Below are 17,020 nucleotides of genomic sequence, written 5' to 3'. Positions count from 1 at the left end.
GCGTGACCACACGGACACGCCAACGTCCGGTTCCGTCGGTGCGCGGACTACGCTCGACATGACGGGCGCCGACGGAAGCGATGAGGTAACGGCATGAGTGTGCGGCGGATCATGGGCACCGAGGTGGAGTACGGGATCTCCGTGCCTGGCCAGCCCGGAGCCAACCCGATGGTCACTTCCTCCCAGGTGGTCAACGCCTACGGCGCCCGACCCGAGCTGAACCGGGGAGGTCGGGCCCGGTGGGACTACGAGGAGGAGTCGCCGCTGCGTGACGCCCGGGGCTTCACCTACTCGGGGGCGGCCTACGACCCGGCGGAGGCCCTCGCCGACGAGGATCTGGGCCTGGCCAACGTGATCCTCACCAACGGCGCCCGGCTCTACGTCGACCACGCCCACCCCGAGTACTCCACCCCCGAGGTCACCAACCCGCTGGACCTGGTCCGGTGGGACAAGGCGGGGGAGCGGGTGATGGCGGAGGCGGCCCGCCGCGCGGCGACCATCCCCGGTTCGCACCCCATTCAGCTCTACAAGAACAACACCGACAACAAGGGCGCCAGCTACGGCGCCCACGAGAACTACCTGATGCGTCGGCAGACGCCGTTCGCCGACATCGTGGCGTACCTGACGCCGTTCTTCGTCACCCGGCAGATCGTCTGCGGGGCGGGCCGGGTCGGTATCGGCCAGGACGGCTCCCAGGCGGGGTTCCAGATCTCCCAGCGGGCCGACTTCTTCGAGGTCGAGGTGGGCCTGGAGACGACGCTGAAGCGGCCGATCATCAACACCCGGGACGAACCGCACGCCGACGCCGACAAGTACCGCCGGCTGCACGTGATCATCGGCGACGCCAACCTCTCGGAGATCTCCACCTACCTGAAGCTCGGCACCACCTCGTTGATCCTGACCATGATCGAGGAGAAGGCGCTCGGCGCCGATCTGGGCATCGCCGACCCGGTGGCCGAGCTCAAGGCGGTGAGCCACGATCCGTCCCTGGCGCATCTGATGCGGCTGCGCGACGGCCGCCGGCTCACCGCGCTCGATCTGCAGTGGGCGTTCTACGAACGGGTCAGGGCGTTCGTCGACGATCGGTACGGCACCGACCTCGACGAGGCCACGGCTGACGTGCTGGACCGCTGGGAGGACGTGCTCGACCGGCTGGGACGGGATGTGATGTCCTGCGCGCAGGAGCTGGACTGGGTCGCGAAACTGCGGCTGCTCGACGGCTACCGGGAGCGGGAAGGGCTCTCCTGGGCCTCGCCGAAACTGCAGCTGGTCGACCTGCAGTACGCCGACGTCAGGCCGGAGAAGGGCCTCTACCACCGCCTGGTGGGTCGGGGAGCGATGCGTACCCTGCTCGACGACAGCGCCACCCGCGCCGCGATGGTCGAGCCGCCACCGGACACCCGGGCCTACTTCCGCGGCCGGTGCCTGGCGCAGTACGCCTCCGAGGTGGTCGCCGCCAGCTGGGACTCGGTCATCTTCGACGTGGGCCGGGAGTCGCTGGTCCGGGTGCCGATGATGGAGCCGGAGCGGGGGACCCAGGCCCACGTGGGCGACCTGTTCGACCGGTGCGCCAGCGCCAAGGACCTGCTGGAGGTGCTCACCGGCGATTGAGCCGGCCAGGTTCGCTCGGCGCGAACGTGGCCGACGCGGGCCGGTTCCGTCGCCACCGCGAGGTAAGTTTCACCTAGGCGATCGTGTGGAGGAGGCACCTGATGGCTACCCGTGACAGCGGCGGTCAGTCCCAGTCCGGCAAGTCCCGCCGGGCCGAGGAAGTCGACGAGACGGTCACCGAGACGGATCCGGAGGCCGCGCAGCGGCACGCCGAGATCACCGAGGACGTCGATGACCTGCTCGACGAGATCGACTCGGTGCTCGAAGAGAACGCTGAGGAGTTCGTCCGCGGCTACGTTCAGAAGGGCGGCGAGTAGCTCGCCGGCGGTGAAGATCGCACCCAGCGGGTGCGCACGCTAGTCTGCTCCAACACACCGGTGGCCTCGACCGGCACCGTGCCGGCACGGCGGCCCGGTCAGGCGATCACGTTCTGCAGAGAGGGACCACGTGGCAGCGGGATTCGATCCAGCCGGACGCTCTCCGGACGTGTTCATCAACGCGGGAACGTTTTCCTTCACCCAGTTCCTGGCGTCGGCCGCACCGGATCTGCTGCCGGGGCGCCGCCCACTGCCGCCCGGGCTGTCCGCGGACGTCGGTCCGCACGCCACGACGATCGTCACGCTCGTCACCGCCGAAGGCGTGGTGATGGCTGGTGACCGCCGGGCGACGATGGGCAACCTGATCGCCAACCGGGACATCGAGAAGGTGCATCCCGCTGACGCCTACTCGTTGATCGGCATCGCCGGCACCGCCGGCACCGGCATCGAGCTGATGCGGCTGTTCCAGGTCGAGCTGGAACATTACGAGAAGATGGAGGGCGCCGTCCTTTCCCTGGACGGTAAGGCGAACCGCCTCGCGTCGATGATCCGCAACAACCTCGGTGCCGCGCTGCAAGGGCTGGCCGTGGTGCCGCTGTTCGCCGGGTTCGACCTGGCCGCCACCGATCCGGCCGGGGCCGGCCGAATCTTCAGCTTCGACGTCACCGGCGGTCCGTACGAGACCACCGGTTTCGACGCGATCGGCTCCGGATCGCTGTTCGCGAAAGCGGCCTTGAAGAAGCGGTACCGTTCCGGGTTGAGCAGCGCCGACGCGGTCCGCCTCGCAGTGGAGGCGCTGTACGACGCCGCCGACGACGACACCGCCACCGGCGGCCCGGACCTCACCCGCCGGATCTTCCCGGTGGTGATGACCGCGACGGCGGTCGGCACCCACCGGCTCACCGACGCCGAGTTGGCCCAGATCACCGAGGCGGTCGTCGCCGCGCGTACCGAGAATCCGGGCGGCTGAACCCGCGAACGCCGACTTGTCTCGTCCGCTGTAGTCGTTACCACCTGGTCGAAGGAGAGCCGCCGCCGTGGCAATGCAGTTCTACGCCTCGCCCGAGCAGATCATGCGGGACCGTTCCGAGCTTGCCCGCAAGGGCATCGCCCGGGGCCGTAGCGCGCTGGTGCTGAGCTTCGAGGGCGGTGTGCTGTTCGTCGCCGAGAACCTGTCCAGCGCCCTGCACAAGGTGAGCGAGATCTACGACCGGATCGGGTTCGCCGCCGTCGGCCGGTACAACGAGTTCGAGAATCTGCGCCGGGCGGGGGTGCGGATGGCCGACCTGAACGGCCTCAGCTACGACCGTCGCGACGTGACCGGGCGGGCGCTGGCCAACGCGTTCGCGCAGACCCTTGGGTCGATCTTCACCGAGCAGTCGAAGCCGTTCGAGGTGGAGATCTGCGTCGCCGAGGTCGGGCTGGAGCCGGCCGCTGACGAGATCTACCGGCTGACCTACGACGGCTCAGTCACCGACGAGCCGGGGTGGATGGCGATGGGCGGCCATGCCGAGACGATCGCCGGTGTGCTGCGGACCGACCATCGTCCCGACATGTCGCTGTCCGACGCCGTCGGGCTCGCGGTGCGGGCCCTGGCCGAAGTGGGCGGCGAGAACGGCGCGACCCGCAGCATCGCCGCCGACCAGCTGGAGGTGGCGGTGCTCGACCGCCGCCGCCGTGGCCGGACCTTCCGTCGGATCACCGGTGCCGCGTTGACCGCACTGCTCGACGGCGGTGCCGCCGCCTCGGCGGACGAGCCCTCGTCAGCAGAAGCGGGCGGGTCCGGTGGTCCCCGGGTGCCCGAGTCGACGCCGGAGAAGCCGACCTCCTCGGCTGCCTCCGCCGACCTGGAGGACCCTGCCGGCGACTCCGGCACCACCGAACAGGACTGACCGGGCGCGAGGTGTGCCGCGCCAGGGCCGCGTCTCGGCCCGGTGCGTCACACCCAGCGCCGCACCGTCCGCCAGTACGCGGACAGCACGGCGTTGAACACCGTCCTGCCCGGCGGGTTGATCAGCGGGGTGTCCAGCCGATCGGTGAGGACCCGCATCCACACCCGGTCCGGGACGGTTCGCTCGGCCTGCAGCCGCGCCCGACGTCGCCGCAGATGGTCCCGATGCTGCCACAGCCACCGATAGCCGCGAAGCTTGTCGGCCAGCCAACCCTGCCGGGCCGCCAGCGCCAGCATCGCCAACTCCAGGGCCAGCAACGGCGGGCCGAGCAGCACCAGCGACCGGGCGCCCCATGTCGTGGCCACGAACATCACCCGATTGCGTTCGACAAGGTAGAACTTGAAGCTGTTGCGGCTGAACTCGTAGCGGTGCAGCGCTACCGCGTCCGGTACGTTGACCACTCGCAGACCGACCCGCCAGGTTCTGATCGACAGGTCCGCGTCCTCGTGGTAGGCGAAGTAGTGCGGGTCGAACCCCTTCAGCCGGTCCCAGTGCGCCCGCCGGGTCACCAGGCAGGCGCCCATCGCGCCGGCGGTCTCGGTCGGCTCGGTGCGGGTCTCCCGCTCGCGGAATCCGCCGATCCAACTCAACCCGAGCACGTGCACCTCGTTGCCGCGAGAATTGAGCAGGTCCGGCTCGTCGGCCAGGCGCACCGCGCCGGCGGCGATGCCGATGCTTGGGTCGGTGAGCTCCTCCACCAGCCGGGCGAGGGTGGTCGGCTCGACCACCGCGTCGCCGTTGACCAGCGCCACGTACTCGCCGTCGGCAGCGGCCACGCCGATGTTGCAGCCGGCGGAGAAGCCGACGTTGCTGCCGTCGCCGACCACCGTGACGCCGGGTACCTCCCGCAGCACGGTGACATCGTCGGTGGTGCATCCGTTGTCGACCAACACCACGTCGACGTCGATCTTCACCGAGGCGAGCAGGGCTTCCACCGATCGGCGCAGCAGCGGTTCCGCGCCCCAGGCCAGCACGACGGCACTGACCCGGGGCAGGTCGGACGGCGTACTGGATTCAGGGTTTATTTCCGACATGTCGGTTTCTCTCCTGGGCCTGGGAAATCCGGGCCGCCTCTGGCGCGGCGTGCCTGTCCTGCCGGCTGGTCCGGTGGCCCGTGGAGGTCAGCCGCCGAACGCCGGGTCGCGCAACGCGGTGGAGAGCATGCTCCGCCAGTCTGCCATGACCGGTAGCCCGGCGAGCGCCCAACGCCGATGTCCGAGCACCGAGTACGCCGGCCGGGCGGCGGGCCGGCGGAAGTTGGCACTGGTGGTGGGGCGGATCCGCGTCGGGTCGAGGCCGCGCAGTGCGAACGCCTCCCGGGCCAGCCCACACCAGCTCGTCTGCCCGCTCGCCGTACCGTGGTAGATCCCGGCGGGGGCCGTGCCGGCGACCGCCGCCCCGGCCAGCGCGACGAGCTGTCCGGCGAGGGCGTACGACCAGGTCGGCTGACCATGCTGGTCGTCGACGACGTCGAGGTGTTCGCGCTCACCGGCCAGCCGCAGCATGGTCGTGACGAAGTTCGGTCCGTGCGCTCCGTAGAGCCACGCGGTCCGCACCACGTAGCCGCGCTGCGGCAGTAGTCGGGCGACGGCCTGCTCGCCGACGAGCTTGCTGCGGCCGTAGCCGTTGACCGGCGAGGTCGGGGCATCCTCCGGGTACGGGGAGGTGCCGTCACCGGCAAACACGTAGTCGGTGGAGACGTGCACCAGGTGCGCCCCACGGTCGGCGCACGCCTGGGCCAGATGCGCCACGGCGGTGCCGTTGACGGCGGTGGCGGCGTCCTCTGCCTCCTCCGCGCCGTCCACGTCGGTCCACGCTGCGGCGTTGATCACCAGCTGGTGCCCGTCGACTGCGGCAGCGACCGCCACCGGGTCGGTGATGTCCAGATCGGTACGGGTCAGCGCGGTCACCGACCGGGTGTCCCGGTGGTCGGCCAACGCGGCCAGCAGATCCCGCCCCAGCATCCCACCGGCACCGGTGACCAGCCACCGGTCGGCGGCGGTCACGACGCCACGGGCTTCTTCAGCGGCTCCCACCAGGACCGGTTCTCCCGGTACCAGCGGACCGTGCCGGCCAGTCCTTCGTCCAGCGTGACACTCGGGGTGTAGCCCAGTTCACGGGAGATCTTGCCGATGTCCAGCGAGTAGCGCCGGTCGTGCCCCTTGCGGTCGGTGACCGGGACGACCCGTTCCCATCCCACCCCACATGCGTCCAGCAGCCGGGCGGTGAGCTCCTTGTTGGTCAGTTCGGTCCCGCCGCCGATGTGGTACACCTCGCCGGCGCGCCCGCCGGCGGCGACCAGCGCGATGCCCACGCAGTGGTCCCGCACGTGCAGCCAGTCCCGGATGTTGCCGCCGTCGCCGTACAGCGGCACCGTACCGCCGTCCAGCAGGTTGGTGACGAACAGCGGGATGACCTTCTCCGGGAACTGGTACGGCCCGTAGTTGTTGGAGCAGCGAGTCACCACGACGTCCATGCCGTGTGTCCGGTGGTAGGCCAGGGCCAGCAGGTCGGAGCCGGCCTTGGACGCGGAGTACGGCGAGTTCGGCGACAACGGCCAGTCCTCGGTCCATGACCCTTCGTCGATCGACCCGTACACCTCGTCGGTCGAGACGTGCACGAACCGGTCCGCCCCGTGGCGCAGCGCCGCGTCGAGCAGGGTCTGGGTGCCCACCACGTTGGTGGTCACGAACTCCGCAGCACCGGTGATCGACCGGTCGACGTGCGACTCGGCGGCGAAGTGCACCACCATGTCGTGTCCGGCGAGTGCCCGGTCGACGGCGTCGGCGTCGCAGATGTCCGCCTGGACGAAGGTCAGCCGTGGGTCGTCGCGGACCGGGGCCAGATTGGCGAGATTGCCGGAATAGGTCAACTTGTCCAGCACGGTTACCGTAGCCGGACTGACCGGGGCGTTCGGATCGGTGAGCAGCATCCGGACGAATTCGGAACCGATGAAGCCGGCACCGCCGGTGACGAGGACTCTCACAGGTTCGGGAGTCTACGGGACACCGGTACCGTCGACCGGGCATCGCCGGTGACGGCTATCCGACGATGTGCCCGCCGGGACCGGTAATGGACTGGTGCACGACCGGCCCAGCAGGTGTCGGACGAAGGGTCCGACATCCGCGACCGGCCCGTACAGGCAGCCCGTTGACGGTTGCTGTGGGTGTTCAGGCCGGTAGGCTCCCGCCGTGCGTGGAATCCTACTCGCCGGCGGTACCGGATCTCGGCTCTGGCCGATCACTCGCGCTGTGTCGAAACAGCTCATGCCGATCTTCGACAAGCCGATGATCTACTACCCGCTCGCCACCCTGATCATGTCCGGCATCCAGGAGATCCTGGTTGTGACCACACCGGAGGATCAACCGCAGTTCCGGCGACTGCTCGGTGACGGCGCGCAGTTCGGTCTGCGGCTGAGCTACCGGGCGCAGCCCCGGCCGGAGGGCATCGCCCAGGCGTTCGTGCTCGGCGCGGACTTCATCGGCGATGAGTCCGTCGCGCTGATCCTGGGCGACAACATCTTCCACGGCATCGGTCTGGGCCGGAAGTTGTCCGACCACGCCGACCTGACCGGCGGCCTGATCTTCGCCTATCCGGTGGCCAACCCCGAGGCGTACGGCGTGGTCGACTTCGACGCCGCCGGCCGGGTCCTGTCGATCGAGGAGAAGCCGAAGCAGCCTCGGTCGCGCTACGCGGTGCCCGGACTGTACTTCTACGACAACCAGGTGGTGGAGATCGCCGCAGGGCTGAAACCGAGTGACCGCGGCGAACTGGAGATCACTGCGGTCAACGAGGCGTACCGCCGGGCCGGTCAGCTGTCGGTGACCGTGCTGGACCGAGGGACGGCCTGGCTGGACACCGGCACGTTCAATTCGATGATGCAGGCCGCTGAGTTCGTCCGGGTGATCGAGGAACGCCAAGGCATGAAGATCGGCTGCATCGAGGAGTCCGCCTGGCGCGCCGGACTGATCGACGACGGTCAGCTGCGTGCCCTCGCCGAGCCGCTGACCAAGAGCGGTTACGGCGACTACCTGTTAAGCCTGCTCGAGGAGCGCCACGACCACCGGTTGTCCGACGCCGTACCGGCTGAGGAGGCGTGATGAAGATTCGGGAACTCGAGGTCGAGGGCGCCTGGGAGGTCACCCCGCAGCAGCACGGTGACCCACGTGGGCTGTTCCTGGAATGGTACCGCTTCGACCACCTGGCCGGGGCGGTCGGGCACCCGCTGCGGCTGGCCCAGGGCAATTTGTCGGTCTCGGCGCGCGGCGTCGTTCGGGGCATCCACTTCGCCGATGTGCCGCCTGGCCAGGCCAAGTACATCAGCTGCGTACGGGGCGCGGTGGTCGACGTGGTCGTCGACCTGCGGGTCGGTTCACCGACGTTCGGCCGATGGACGGCGGTGCGGCTAGACGACGTGGACCGCCGCGCGGTCTACCTCAGCGAAGGACTCGGTCACGGGTTCTGCGCGATGTCCGACGACGCCACCCTGAACTATCTCTGCTCGACCACCTACAACCCGCGCGCCGAGCACGGCGTGCATCCTCTTGACGCCGACCTGGCCATCGACTGGCCGGTCGCCGCGCCACAGCTGTCCGCCCGCGACGACGCGGCCCCGACACTGGCCCAGGCCCGCGCCGACGGCCTGTTGCCCGATTACGGCCGTTGTCGGGAGTTCGTCGCCCGGCTCACCGCCGGCGAGTCGCCGTACGCATCTGGCCAATAACTCTGCGCGAAAGCGACCTGTCGGGCGTAGTTCGTCTGACAGGTCGCCCGAGACTGACCACGGAGCCCTCGGGGCGGCTAATGTCTGGTCATGGAACGGCGAATCTTCGGGCTCGAAACCGAGTACGGTGTCACCTGCACCTACCGCGGCCAGCGGCGGCTGTCGCCGGACGAGGTGGCGCGCTACCTGTTCCGCCGGGTGGTCTCCTGGGGGCGGTCCAGCAACGTCTTCCTCCGCAACGGGGCCCGGCTCTACCTCGACGTCGGATCCCACCCGGAGTACGCCACGCCGGAGTGTGACTCGGTCACCGACCTGGTGGCGCACGACCGGGCAGGCGAGCGGATCCTCGAAGGGCTGCTGGTGGATGCCGAAAAGCGGCTGCACGACGAGGGCATCGCCGGCGAGATCTACCTGTTCAAGAACAACACCGACTCGGCCGGCAACTCGTACGGCTGCCACGAGAACTATCTCGTCTCCCGGCACGGCGAGTTCGGTCGGCTGGCGGACGTGCTCATCCCGTTCCTGGTCACCCGGCAGCTCATCTGCGGTGCAGGCAAGGTGCTGCAGACACCGCGCGGGGCGGTCTACTGTCTGTCCCAGCGGGCCGAGCACATCTGGGAGGGCGTCTCCTCGGCGACTACCCGGTCCCGGCCGATCATCAACACCCGCGACGAACCGCACGCCGACGCCGAGCGGTACCGCCGGCTGCACGTCATCGTCGGCGACTCCAACATGAACGAGGTGACCACGCTGCTCAAGGTCGGCAGCGCGGACATCGTGCTGCGGATGATCGAAGCCGGCGTCGTCATGCGGGACCTGTCGTTGGAGAACCCGATCCGGGCGATCCGCGAGGTCTCCCACGACATCACCGGCCGGCGCAAGATCCGCCTAGCCTCCAACAAGGAGGTCAGCGCGCTGGAGATTCAGCAGGAGTACCTGGCCCGGGCGACGGAGTTCGTCGAACGCCGGGGCGGCGACCAGACCGCCAAACGGGTCGTCGAGCTGTGGGGCAGGGCACTGCGGGCGGTCGAGACCGGCGACCTGGACCCGGTCGCCCGGGAGATTGACTGGGTGACCAAGTTGAAGCTGATCGAGCGCTATCAGCGCAAGCACGATCTGCCGCTGTCCCATCCGCGGGTCGCCCAGATGGATCTGGCGTACCACGACCTGCGCCGCGGCCGCGGGCTGTACGCGCTGCTGGAGCGGCGCGGCCAGGTCGACCGGGTGGCCACCGACCCGGAAATCTTCGAGGCCAAGGAGACCCCGCCGCAGACCACCCGGGCCCGGCTGCGTGGGGAGTTCATCCGGCACGCCCAGGAGAAGCGGCGGGACTTCACCGTCGACTGGGTCCACCTCAAGCTGAACGACCAGGCGCAGCGCACCGTGCTGTGCAAGGACCCGTTCCGGGCCTACGACGAGCGGGTGGAGCGGCTGATTGCGAGCATGTGACGGTAGGCTCACGGACGATGGTTGACCCCACCCGCGACGATCCCGCGCCGCCGCCGCCGCCGCCGTCCGCCACCGGCCGGCCGAGTCCGTTTCCCCGGACCGAGACCTGGCTCGAGCGGCGGCGCAACAAGATCGCCGCAGAGATCGCCCGCAACCGGCGCGGCGAGTACACCGTGCCCACCTGGGTGCTCGCCACGGGGTTGGCGCTCATCCTGGCTGCCTGGGTGGTCCTGATCATCGTCAGCTGAGCCGGTGCCGCCGGGTCAGCCGTCACCGCTGGCGAGCGCCGCCGCGTGCCGGCCGGCGGCCGCGCCGGCCAGGAAGTAGGCGTGGTCGCCGGCCAGGTCCCGGCCCATGGTCCGCAGCGGCACCGGGCTGGCCCGCAACGCCGCGTCGAGACCGTCGGTGGCGACCCGTACCGCACGGTGCCGGCCGGTCGGCGCCACCAGTTGACCCAACGCGGTCGCCACGTCGTCGGCGATCTCCGCCGGCAGGTCCGCCGGGACCACCAGGTCCGCCGGAGCGAGCGCCACCCGCCCGTACGCGGTGCTGCTGTGGTGCGACAGGCCGCGGTGGCGCGGCCGAGGGTCGTCGGCGGAGATGCGCAGCGCGCCGACCGGCTGCCCGCCGAGTACGGCGGCGGCGTTGACCGCCTCGCCCACCCCGACGCCGGAGAAACCCCATCTGGTGCCGGTGCCGAGGTTGCCCGGACCCTGGCAGACCACCGCCACGTCGGCGGCCAGCACGTGCCGGGCCGCCAGCAGCCCGCTGTGCACGGTGGCGGCCTCCAGATCGCCGCCGAAGCACTGGCCCACGGTGACCGTGCCGGCCAGCGTTGCGGACAGCCCGTCGAGGGTCCGGGAGAAGCCAGCGGGCAGCGCCCCGCCGTCGGTCATCACGTACCCGACCCGCAGCCGAGGCCGGTCGGCGAGGACGCCGGCGACGATCGCCGGCAGCGCCGAGTGCAGGTCGGCGGTGACCACCGGCATCCCGGCCAGGTCCTCGGCGTCAACCAGCACCTGCCGGTGCGGTGACGCCTCCTCGTCGACCCCGCACACGATCGCCTGCAGCGGGGTGTACCGGGCCTTCACCAGATGCCCGTCGGAGCGGTCCCGCCCGCCCGGCGGGTCCGGCGGCAGCCGGTCCGGCACCGCCACCACCAGGGCGTACCCGCCGGTGCCGAGCCCCATCAGCAGTGCCGAGACGTTCAGCAGCACCCGGTCGCCGGGTTCGGGTTCGCCGACCAGCGCCGGATAGGCCACCGCGCGCACCGGCTCCCCGTCGACGGCGACGTCCAGTTCGACCGCCCCACGCCACCGCCGCCGGACCGCGGTGACCATGCCGTCACGCCATCGCACCATGCCGGGCACGCTAACCTGCGCCCCCGTGCAGCGGCCGGGCGGGGCGGTCGCTGCACCGCCGACACTGCTAGCGTCGTGCCGTGTCCCGCAACCGGACCGAACGCCTGGTCAATCTCGTGATCTGCCTGTTGTCGACGCGGCGCTTCCTGACCGCCGCGCAGATCGCCGCGACCGTACCCGGCTACGAACACGATCCGTCCGACGTCCGTGACCACGAGGCGTTCCAGCGCAAGTTCGAGCGGGACAAGGCGGAGCTGCGCGACCTCGGCGTGCCGCTGGAGACCGGCGCGGCCAGCGCCTTCGACAGCGAACCGGGCTACCGGATCGCCCACCGCGAGTACGCGCTGCCGGAGATTCCGCTGGAGCCGGAGGAGGCCGCCGCGGTCGGCATCGCCGCCCGGCTGTGGCAGCATGCCGGGCTGGCCGCCGCCGCCTCGTCCGGACTGGCCAAGTTGCGGGCCGCCGGCATCGACGTGGATCCGCAGGCCACCCTCGGGGTGGAACCGGTGGTCACGGTCGACCCGGCGTTCGCCGCGTTGACCGCCGCGGCCCGTGACCGGCGTCCGGTGACCTTCGACTACCGGGTGCCGAGCGGCGACACCCCCACCCGGCGGCGGCTGCAGCCCTGGGGGGTAGTCTGCTGGCGGGGCCGCTGGTACGTGGTCGGCCACGACCAGGACCGCGAGGCTACCCGCTGCTTCCGCCTGTCCCGGGTGGTGGGCGCGGTGCGGCTCACCGGTCGGGCCGCCAGTTTTTCCCCGCCGACCGGCGTCGACCTGATCAGTCACGTCGCCCGCTGGTCGGACCCGGTCGAACGTACCGGCGTGGCTACCGTGCTGGCCGGGCCGGGCCGGGCTGCCGGCCTGCGGCGCGGTGCGGAGTCCTGCGTCCCGGGCCCCGATGGAGACCAGCTGACCCTGCGCTACGCCGAGCCGGAGGCGCTCGCCGGCCAGCTGGCCAGGTACGGCGCCGACGTGCGGGTGCTCGATCCGCCGGAGCTGCGCGAGCTGGTGATCCAGCGGCTGAAGGAGATCGTGGTGGCGCACCAGCCGGCCGGTGCGGAGGTGCGAGGGTGACCACGTCCCGACCGACCGGCTCGCGGGCCTCCGCCGACCGGCTCGCCCGGTTGCTCAACCTGGTGCCCTACCTGCTGGCCCGGCCGGGCGTGGAGATCGCCCAAGCCGCCGCCGACCTGGGCACCAGCGCGCGTCAACTGCGGGAGGACCTAGAGCTGCTGTGGGTGTGCGGGCTGCCCGGCTACGGTCCGGGCGACCTGATCGACATGGCGTTCGATGGCGACCGGGTGACGATCACCTACGACGCCGGCATCGACCGACCGTTGCGGCTGACGCCGGACGAGGCCCTCGCCCTGGTGGTGGCGCTGCGGATGCTGGCCGAGACGCCGGGGCTGGCCAACCGGGACGCTGTGGAGCGTGCGCTGGCCAAAATTGAGGACGCGGCGGGCGAGTCGGCCGGTGCCCCGGTGGCGGTACGCCTGCCCGCTGACACGGCCCGGTTGGACCGGCTGCGGTCGGCGGCACAGAGCGGCCGGGCGGTGCGGATCACCTACTACACGGCGGCCCGCGACGAAACCACGGATCGGGTCGTCGACCCGATCCGGGTGCTCATGATCGGCGGTCGGGGCTACCTGGAGGCCTGGTGCCGGCGGGCCGAGGCGGTCCGGCTGTTCCGGGCCGACCGGGTCGACGCCCTGGTCGAGCTGGACCAGCCGGCCGCCGTACCGCCGCAGGCCGGTCGGCACGAGCCCCGGGAGGCCGCGTTCCAACCGACGCCGGGCCTACCGTTGGTGGTTCTGCGGGTCGGCCGGTGCGGCCGGTGGATCACCGAGTACTACCCGTGCGAGGACGTCCGGGTCGAACCGAACGGCGAGTGGCTGGTCACCATGCGGGTCACCGACCTGGCCTGGGCCCGCCGGTTCGTCCTCGGGCTGGGCCCCGACGTCACGGTGGTCGCTCCGGCGCAGTTGGTCGCGCAGGTGCACGCGGCCGCGTCCGCCGCGCTTGCCGCGTACGCCGTTCCCGGTGGTGCACCGGCTGCGGACCTGTCCGCTAGCGGCTAGTCTGCTCAGGTGCTGACCTGGATCGTTCTCGCCGTGCTGGGATGCGCGCTGTTGGTGCTCGTCGCGGCGGTCCGTCCGGTGCTGACCCGGTTGCCGGCGCTGCGCCGTGCCGCGCTCGCCCTGCAGCGCCGCCAGGACGAAGCGGAGGCGTTGGCTGCGCAGGCCGAGCAGTTGCAGCTGCGGCTGGCGAAGCTGGAGCAAAGCCTGGCGGCCACGGGTCCACGGCCCGGACGGCCCGGGGACCGGCCGGACGGCTGCGGCTGACCAGCCGGTCACGCCGGCCTGGCCTGTTCGTCCAGTGCCTGCGAAGCGCCGGTCAGCGTTGCGCCGTCCGTGGTTGACGAGTCAGTTGATCGTGGTTGAGACTCCACCGAACCCCGCCAGATTGACCCGGTCTGGCAGGTGGCGGACCCGGCGAACGCACGTACGATGGGCTCGTCACCACCGACGCACCGACTGGAGCTATGCCATGCATGCCCTGAAGCCGTGGCACATCGCCGTACTTGTGGTCGTGCTGATCCTGCTCTTTGGCGCCAAGCGGCTGCCGGACGCGGCGCGGTCGCTCGGCCGATCCCTGCGGATCATCAAGGCCGAGACGAAGAGCCTCGCCGACGACGACAAGGACCTCGCCGAGAAGGCCGACGCTCAGCACGGCCGTGCGCCGTACCAGGCCGAGCCGGTGATCGAGCCGACCAGCGTGCACCAGCCGGGCTACCAGCCACCGCCGGCCCCGACGGCCGATCAGCCGCAGCGCGTCCGCGACGCCAACTGACCGGAAAGGTCTCCTGCCGTGGGCTTCGCCCTGCGTCGGCGCGGTCCGAGCAAGTTCGACCGTGCCTCCGACGGCTCGATGACCCTGATCGAGCACTTCCGTGAGCTGCGTACCCGACTGTTCTGGGCCTCGCTGGCCATCGTCGTCGGGCTGATCGTCGGTTACTTCCTCGCCGATCCGGTGTACCAGCTGCTCAAGCAGCCGTACTGCGAGTTGCCCGGCACAGGCGAGACAACCGCAGACGGCACCTGCCGGGAATTCCTGCAGCTGTCCCCGGCTGCCGGCCTCGTCCTGAAGCTGAAGCTGGCGCTCTGGCTCGGCCTGATCGTCGCCGGACCCGTCTGGCTCTACCAGCTCTGGGCGTTCATCGCGCCCGGCCTGCACCGGCACGAGCGCAAGTGGGCGTACGTCTTCGTCTCGATCGCCGCGCCGTTGTTCGTCGCCGGCGCGGCGCTGGCCTACTTCGTCGTCGACAAGGGGCTGGCGTTCCTGCTCGAGGCCGGTGTCACCGGGGTGTCCACCCAGCTCGAGGTGACCCGGTACATCTCGTTCGTGACCACGATGATCCTGCTGTTCGGGGTCGCGTTCGAGTTCCCGCTGGTGCTGCTGATGCTCAATTTCACCGGCGTGGTCAGCGGGCGACGTCTGCTCAGCTGGTGGCGTGCGGTGGTCTTCGTCTGCTTCGCGTTCGCTGCGATCGCCAGTCCGGACCCGGGTCCGTTCGGGATGACCCTGCTGGCGTTGTGTCTGGCGCTGTTGTACTTCGTCGCGGTCGGGGTGGCTTTCCTCAACGACAAGCGTCGTGGCCGCGGCAAGGAGGTCTACGCCGGGTTGGACGACGACGAGGCGTCACCGCTGGACGACGACCCGCAGCCGGTGTCGGTCGCCGACCGCACCGAGACGGTCACCCCGGTCGTGCCGACCCAGCCGGTGCCGAAACCGTTGCCGATCGAGCGTCGCTACGACGACATGACGTGACCGGTCCGGCCGGCGGTCCGTCCGCCGTCGTGCCCGGCGCGGTCGCGGTGCTGACGAACCCGAGTGCCGGCCGTGGCCGGCACTCGGCCGTCCTGCCGCTGGTCCGTGACCTGCTGGCGGCGACCGGTCGGCCGGTGCGGCTGCTCACCGCCGTCGCCGCCGACCAGGCAGCGAGCGCCTGCCGGGCCGCGGTGGCCGGCGGCGCGGCCGCACTGGTGACCCTCGGCGGCGACGGCACCGTGCACCTTGCCCTGCAGGCGCTCGCCGGCACCGACATCCCGCTGGGTCCGGTGCCGACCGGCACCGGCAACGACTTCGCCGCCGGCACCGGTTTCCCGGCCGATCCGGCCCGTGCGGCGGCGGTGATCGCCGCCGCCTTGGCCGCCGGTCGGAGCCGGCCCGTCGACCTGGCCCGGGTGTCCGCACCGGGCCGGCCGGACCGGTGGTTCGGCGCGGTGCTGGCCGCCGGGTTCGACGCGGTCGTCAACGAGCGGGCCAATCGAATGCCCTGGCCGGCTGGGCCGCGCCGCTACGATCTGGCGATCCTGGTCGAGCTGGCACGGCTGCGGCCGAGCCGTTACCGCATGATGTGCGACGGCGAGCCGGACGAGCTCGACGCGGTCCTGGTCGCGGTCGGCAACTGCGCCAGCTACGGCGGCGGGATGCGGATCTGCCCAGCGGCCGACCCGACCGACGGTCTGCTCGACGTGGTGGTGGCCGGGCCGGTCTCCCGCCGTACGCTGATCCGGATCAAACCGCAGGTCCGAAGGGGCAGTCACGTCGACCACCCGATGGTGCGCAGTCTCCGGGCCCGCCAGGTGACGATCGAGGCGCCGGACCTGGTCTGCTACGCCGACGGCGAACGGCTCGGGCCGCTGCCGGTGACCGTCACCGCCGTGCCGGGAGCACTGCGGCTGCTGCGGTGATCACCGGTCCGGCTCGCCGGTGGCCAGGTCGAGCACGGCCGCGAGTCCGTTGGCCCGGCCCGGGTCGGCCGCCGGCAGCACCAGCGCCGCGCAGCCGGCCCGTACGGCGCCCGCGTCGGCCGGCGTGTCGCCCACCATCAGGGTCCGCTCCGGATCGACCCGCAGCATCCCGCAGGCCCGCAGGAAGATCGCCGGGTCGGGTTTGCAGCGGCCCACCTCGTAGGACAACGCCCAGGCGCCGATCAGGTCGGCCAGGCCCCAGGCGGTGAAGTGCGGACGGATGTCGAAGCCGATGTTGCTGACCACGGCGACCGGCACCCCGGCGGCGTGCAGGGCCCGCAACGTCGCGGCGGTGTCCGCGTACGGCAGCCACCCGTCCGGGCCGAGCAGCCGCTGATAGAGGGCCTCGGCCAGGCCGTCCACCCCGCTGTCGACCGTCGCGGCCAGCCCGGTGTACGCGGCCCGGTGCGCCTGCGGATACAGGTCGCGGTCGGCCCACACCTCGGCCAGTTGCGGGGGGACCCGGGTGGGCAGTGGCCCGCCTGCCCGGCCGGCGGTCAGCAGCCGGTCGGCGAGGACGGTAGCCCGCCCCCGGTCCAGGGCCACCCCGCACGCCTCGGCACCCTGGGTGACCCAGCGGACCGGGTCCTCGACCTGGGCGAGGGTGCCGTGGAAGTCGAACAGGACCGCCTCGATTGGGCGGCGTCGTGGCCGGTCGGCCGGTTCGTGCCCGGGACCGGCGGATACGTCGGGGCGGGGGCGTTCGGGATGATCCGGCACGCCTGCACCTTATCGAGCCGGCTCGGCGGCCCGGTAGGTTGCCCTAACCCGAGTGGCGCCGCCGCCCGACC

General features: G+C 71.2%; 19 protein-coding genes. 14 read left to right on the top strand and 5 right to left on the bottom strand.

Translation table 11 applies throughout. The annotated features are described in order from the left end of the window. Nucleotides 1-93 precede the first annotated feature (93 nt). From dop to prcA, 4 genes are all read left to right on the top strand, one after another. Nucleotides 94-1,611 (top strand): depupylase/deamidase Dop, encoded by a 1,518-nt coding sequence (dop, locus tag ACFHWS_RS18300; RefSeq protein WP_416555815.1) that lies wholly within the window; start codon nt 94-96, stop codon nt 1,609-1,611. Between the two features lie 101 nt (nt 1,612-1,712). Beyond that, nucleotides 1,713-1,928: a ubiquitin-like protein Pup gene (locus ACFHWS_RS18295; RefSeq protein ID WP_123601515.1), complete on the top strand. Its 216-nt coding sequence runs from the start codon at nt 1,713-1,715 to the stop codon at nt 1,926-1,928. A 130-nt stretch (nt 1,929-2,058) separates the two neighbouring features. After that, on the top strand, nt 2,059-2,898 hold the full coding sequence (gene prcB / locus ACFHWS_RS18290) for a proteasome subunit beta (RefSeq protein ID WP_416568624.1): 840 nt from the start codon (nt 2,059-2,061) through the stop codon (nt 2,896-2,898). Nucleotides 2,899-2,965: 67 nt separating this feature from the next. Further along, nucleotides 2,966-3,820, top strand: a complete 855-nt coding sequence (gene prcA / locus ACFHWS_RS18285; RefSeq protein ID WP_416555817.1) for a proteasome subunit alpha — start codon at nt 2,966-2,968, stop codon at nt 3,818-3,820. A gap of 47 nt (nt 3,821-3,867) precedes the next feature. Here prcA and ACFHWS_RS18280 read toward each other — a convergent pair whose 3' ends face one another. The 3 genes from ACFHWS_RS18280 to rfbB form a co-directional block, all read right to left on the bottom strand. After that, nucleotides 3,868-4,914: a glycosyltransferase family 2 protein gene (locus ACFHWS_RS18280; protein WP_416555818.1), complete on the bottom strand. Its 1,047-nt coding sequence runs from the start codon at nt 4,912-4,914 to the stop codon at nt 3,868-3,870. An 87-nt stretch (nt 4,915-5,001) separates the two neighbouring features. Next, nucleotides 5,002-5,886, bottom strand: a complete 885-nt coding sequence (gene rfbD, locus ACFHWS_RS18275) for a dTDP-4-dehydrorhamnose reductase (protein ID WP_416555819.1) — start codon at nt 5,884-5,886, stop codon at nt 5,002-5,004. After that, nucleotides 5,883-6,866 (bottom strand): dTDP-glucose 4,6-dehydratase, encoded by a 984-nt coding sequence (gene rfbB / locus ACFHWS_RS18270; RefSeq protein WP_416555820.1) that lies wholly within the window; start codon nt 6,864-6,866, stop codon nt 5,883-5,885. The genes rfbD and rfbB overlap by 4 nt, the downstream gene beginning before the upstream one ends. 205 nt (nt 6,867-7,071) lie before the next feature. Between rfbB and rfbA the strand changes: the two genes are divergently transcribed. The 4 genes from rfbA (at nt 7,072) to ACFHWS_RS18250 (ending at nt 10,300) form a co-directional block, all read left to right on the top strand. Continuing rightward, entirely contained in the window at nt 7,072-7,980 is a 909-nt protein-coding gene (gene rfbA / locus ACFHWS_RS18265; protein ID WP_416555821.1) for a glucose-1-phosphate thymidylyltransferase RfbA, read from the top strand. Continuing rightward, nucleotides 7,980-8,603: a dTDP-4-dehydrorhamnose 3,5-epimerase family protein gene (locus ACFHWS_RS18260; protein WP_416555822.1), complete on the top strand. Its 624-nt coding sequence runs from the start codon at nt 7,980-7,982 to the stop codon at nt 8,601-8,603. The genes rfbA and ACFHWS_RS18260 overlap by 1 nt, the downstream gene beginning before the upstream one ends. Before the next feature lie 90 nt (nt 8,604-8,693). Further along, nucleotides 8,694-10,052, top strand: coding sequence for a Pup--protein ligase (gene pafA / locus ACFHWS_RS18255; protein WP_123601522.1), 1,359 nt, complete (start codon nt 8,694-8,696; stop codon nt 10,050-10,052). A 17-nt stretch (nt 10,053-10,069) separates the two neighbouring features. Next, nucleotides 10,070-10,300: a hypothetical protein gene (locus ACFHWS_RS18250; RefSeq protein WP_416568623.1), complete on the top strand. Its 231-nt coding sequence runs from the start codon at nt 10,070-10,072 to the stop codon at nt 10,298-10,300. A gap of 15 nt (nt 10,301-10,315) precedes the next feature. Here the strand turns inward: ACFHWS_RS18250 and ACFHWS_RS18245 are convergent, their stop codons facing one another. After that, a complete protein-coding gene (locus ACFHWS_RS18245; RefSeq protein WP_416555824.1) occupies nt 10,316-11,413 on the bottom strand; it encodes a DUF3866 family protein in 1,098 nt (365 codons plus the stop codon). Nucleotides 11,414-11,493: 80 nt separating this feature from the next. Between ACFHWS_RS18245 and ACFHWS_RS18240 the strand changes: the two genes are divergently transcribed. From ACFHWS_RS18240 to ACFHWS_RS18215, 6 genes are all read left to right on the top strand, one after another. Further along, on the top strand, nt 11,494-12,489 hold the full coding sequence (locus ACFHWS_RS18240; protein ID WP_416555825.1) for a helix-turn-helix transcriptional regulator: 996 nt from the start codon (nt 11,494-11,496) through the stop codon (nt 12,487-12,489). Then, the gene (locus ACFHWS_RS18235) at nt 12,486-13,493 is read left to right on the top strand and encodes a helix-turn-helix transcriptional regulator (protein ID WP_416555826.1); all 1,008 of its coding nucleotides are present in this window, start codon (nt 12,486-12,488) and stop codon (nt 13,491-13,493) included. Before ACFHWS_RS18240 ends, ACFHWS_RS18235 begins: the two co-directional genes overlap by 4 nt. Nucleotides 13,494-13,502: 9 nt before the next feature. Then, nucleotides 13,503-13,757, top strand: a complete 255-nt coding sequence (locus ACFHWS_RS18230) for a hypothetical protein (RefSeq protein WP_416555827.1) — start codon at nt 13,503-13,505, stop codon at nt 13,755-13,757. Nucleotides 13,758-13,962: 205 nt separating this feature from the next. After that, nucleotides 13,963-14,265 (top strand): Sec-independent protein translocase subunit TatA, encoded by a 303-nt coding sequence (tatA, locus tag ACFHWS_RS18225; protein WP_416555828.1) that lies wholly within the window; start codon nt 13,963-13,965, stop codon nt 14,263-14,265. A gap of 18 nt (nt 14,266-14,283) precedes the next feature. Then, complete coding sequence (gene tatC, locus ACFHWS_RS18220; RefSeq protein ID WP_416555829.1) at nt 14,284-15,243, top strand: twin-arginine translocase subunit TatC; 960 nt, start codon at nt 14,284-14,286, stop codon at nt 15,241-15,243. Then, on the top strand, nt 15,240-16,169 hold the full coding sequence (locus tag ACFHWS_RS18215) for a diacylglycerol kinase family protein (RefSeq protein WP_416555830.1): 930 nt from the start codon (nt 15,240-15,242) through the stop codon (nt 16,167-16,169). The genes tatC and ACFHWS_RS18215 overlap by 4 nt, the downstream gene beginning before the upstream one ends. Here ACFHWS_RS18215 and ACFHWS_RS18210 read toward each other — a convergent pair whose 3' ends face one another. Next, on the bottom strand, nt 16,170-16,865 hold the full coding sequence (locus tag ACFHWS_RS18210; RefSeq protein ID WP_416555874.1) for an HAD family hydrolase: 696 nt from the start codon (nt 16,863-16,865) through the stop codon (nt 16,170-16,172). It lies immediately after the preceding gene. Nucleotides 16,866-17,020 lie beyond the last annotated feature (155 nt).

Source organism: Micromonospora sp. LOL_013, assembly GCF_048060315.1.
Taxonomy (GTDB): domain Bacteria; phylum Actinomycetota; class Actinomycetes; order Mycobacteriales; family Micromonosporaceae; genus Micromonospora_E.
Note: the sequence above shows the minus strand (reverse complement) of the source record. Positions and strands in the feature narration are given on the sequence as shown.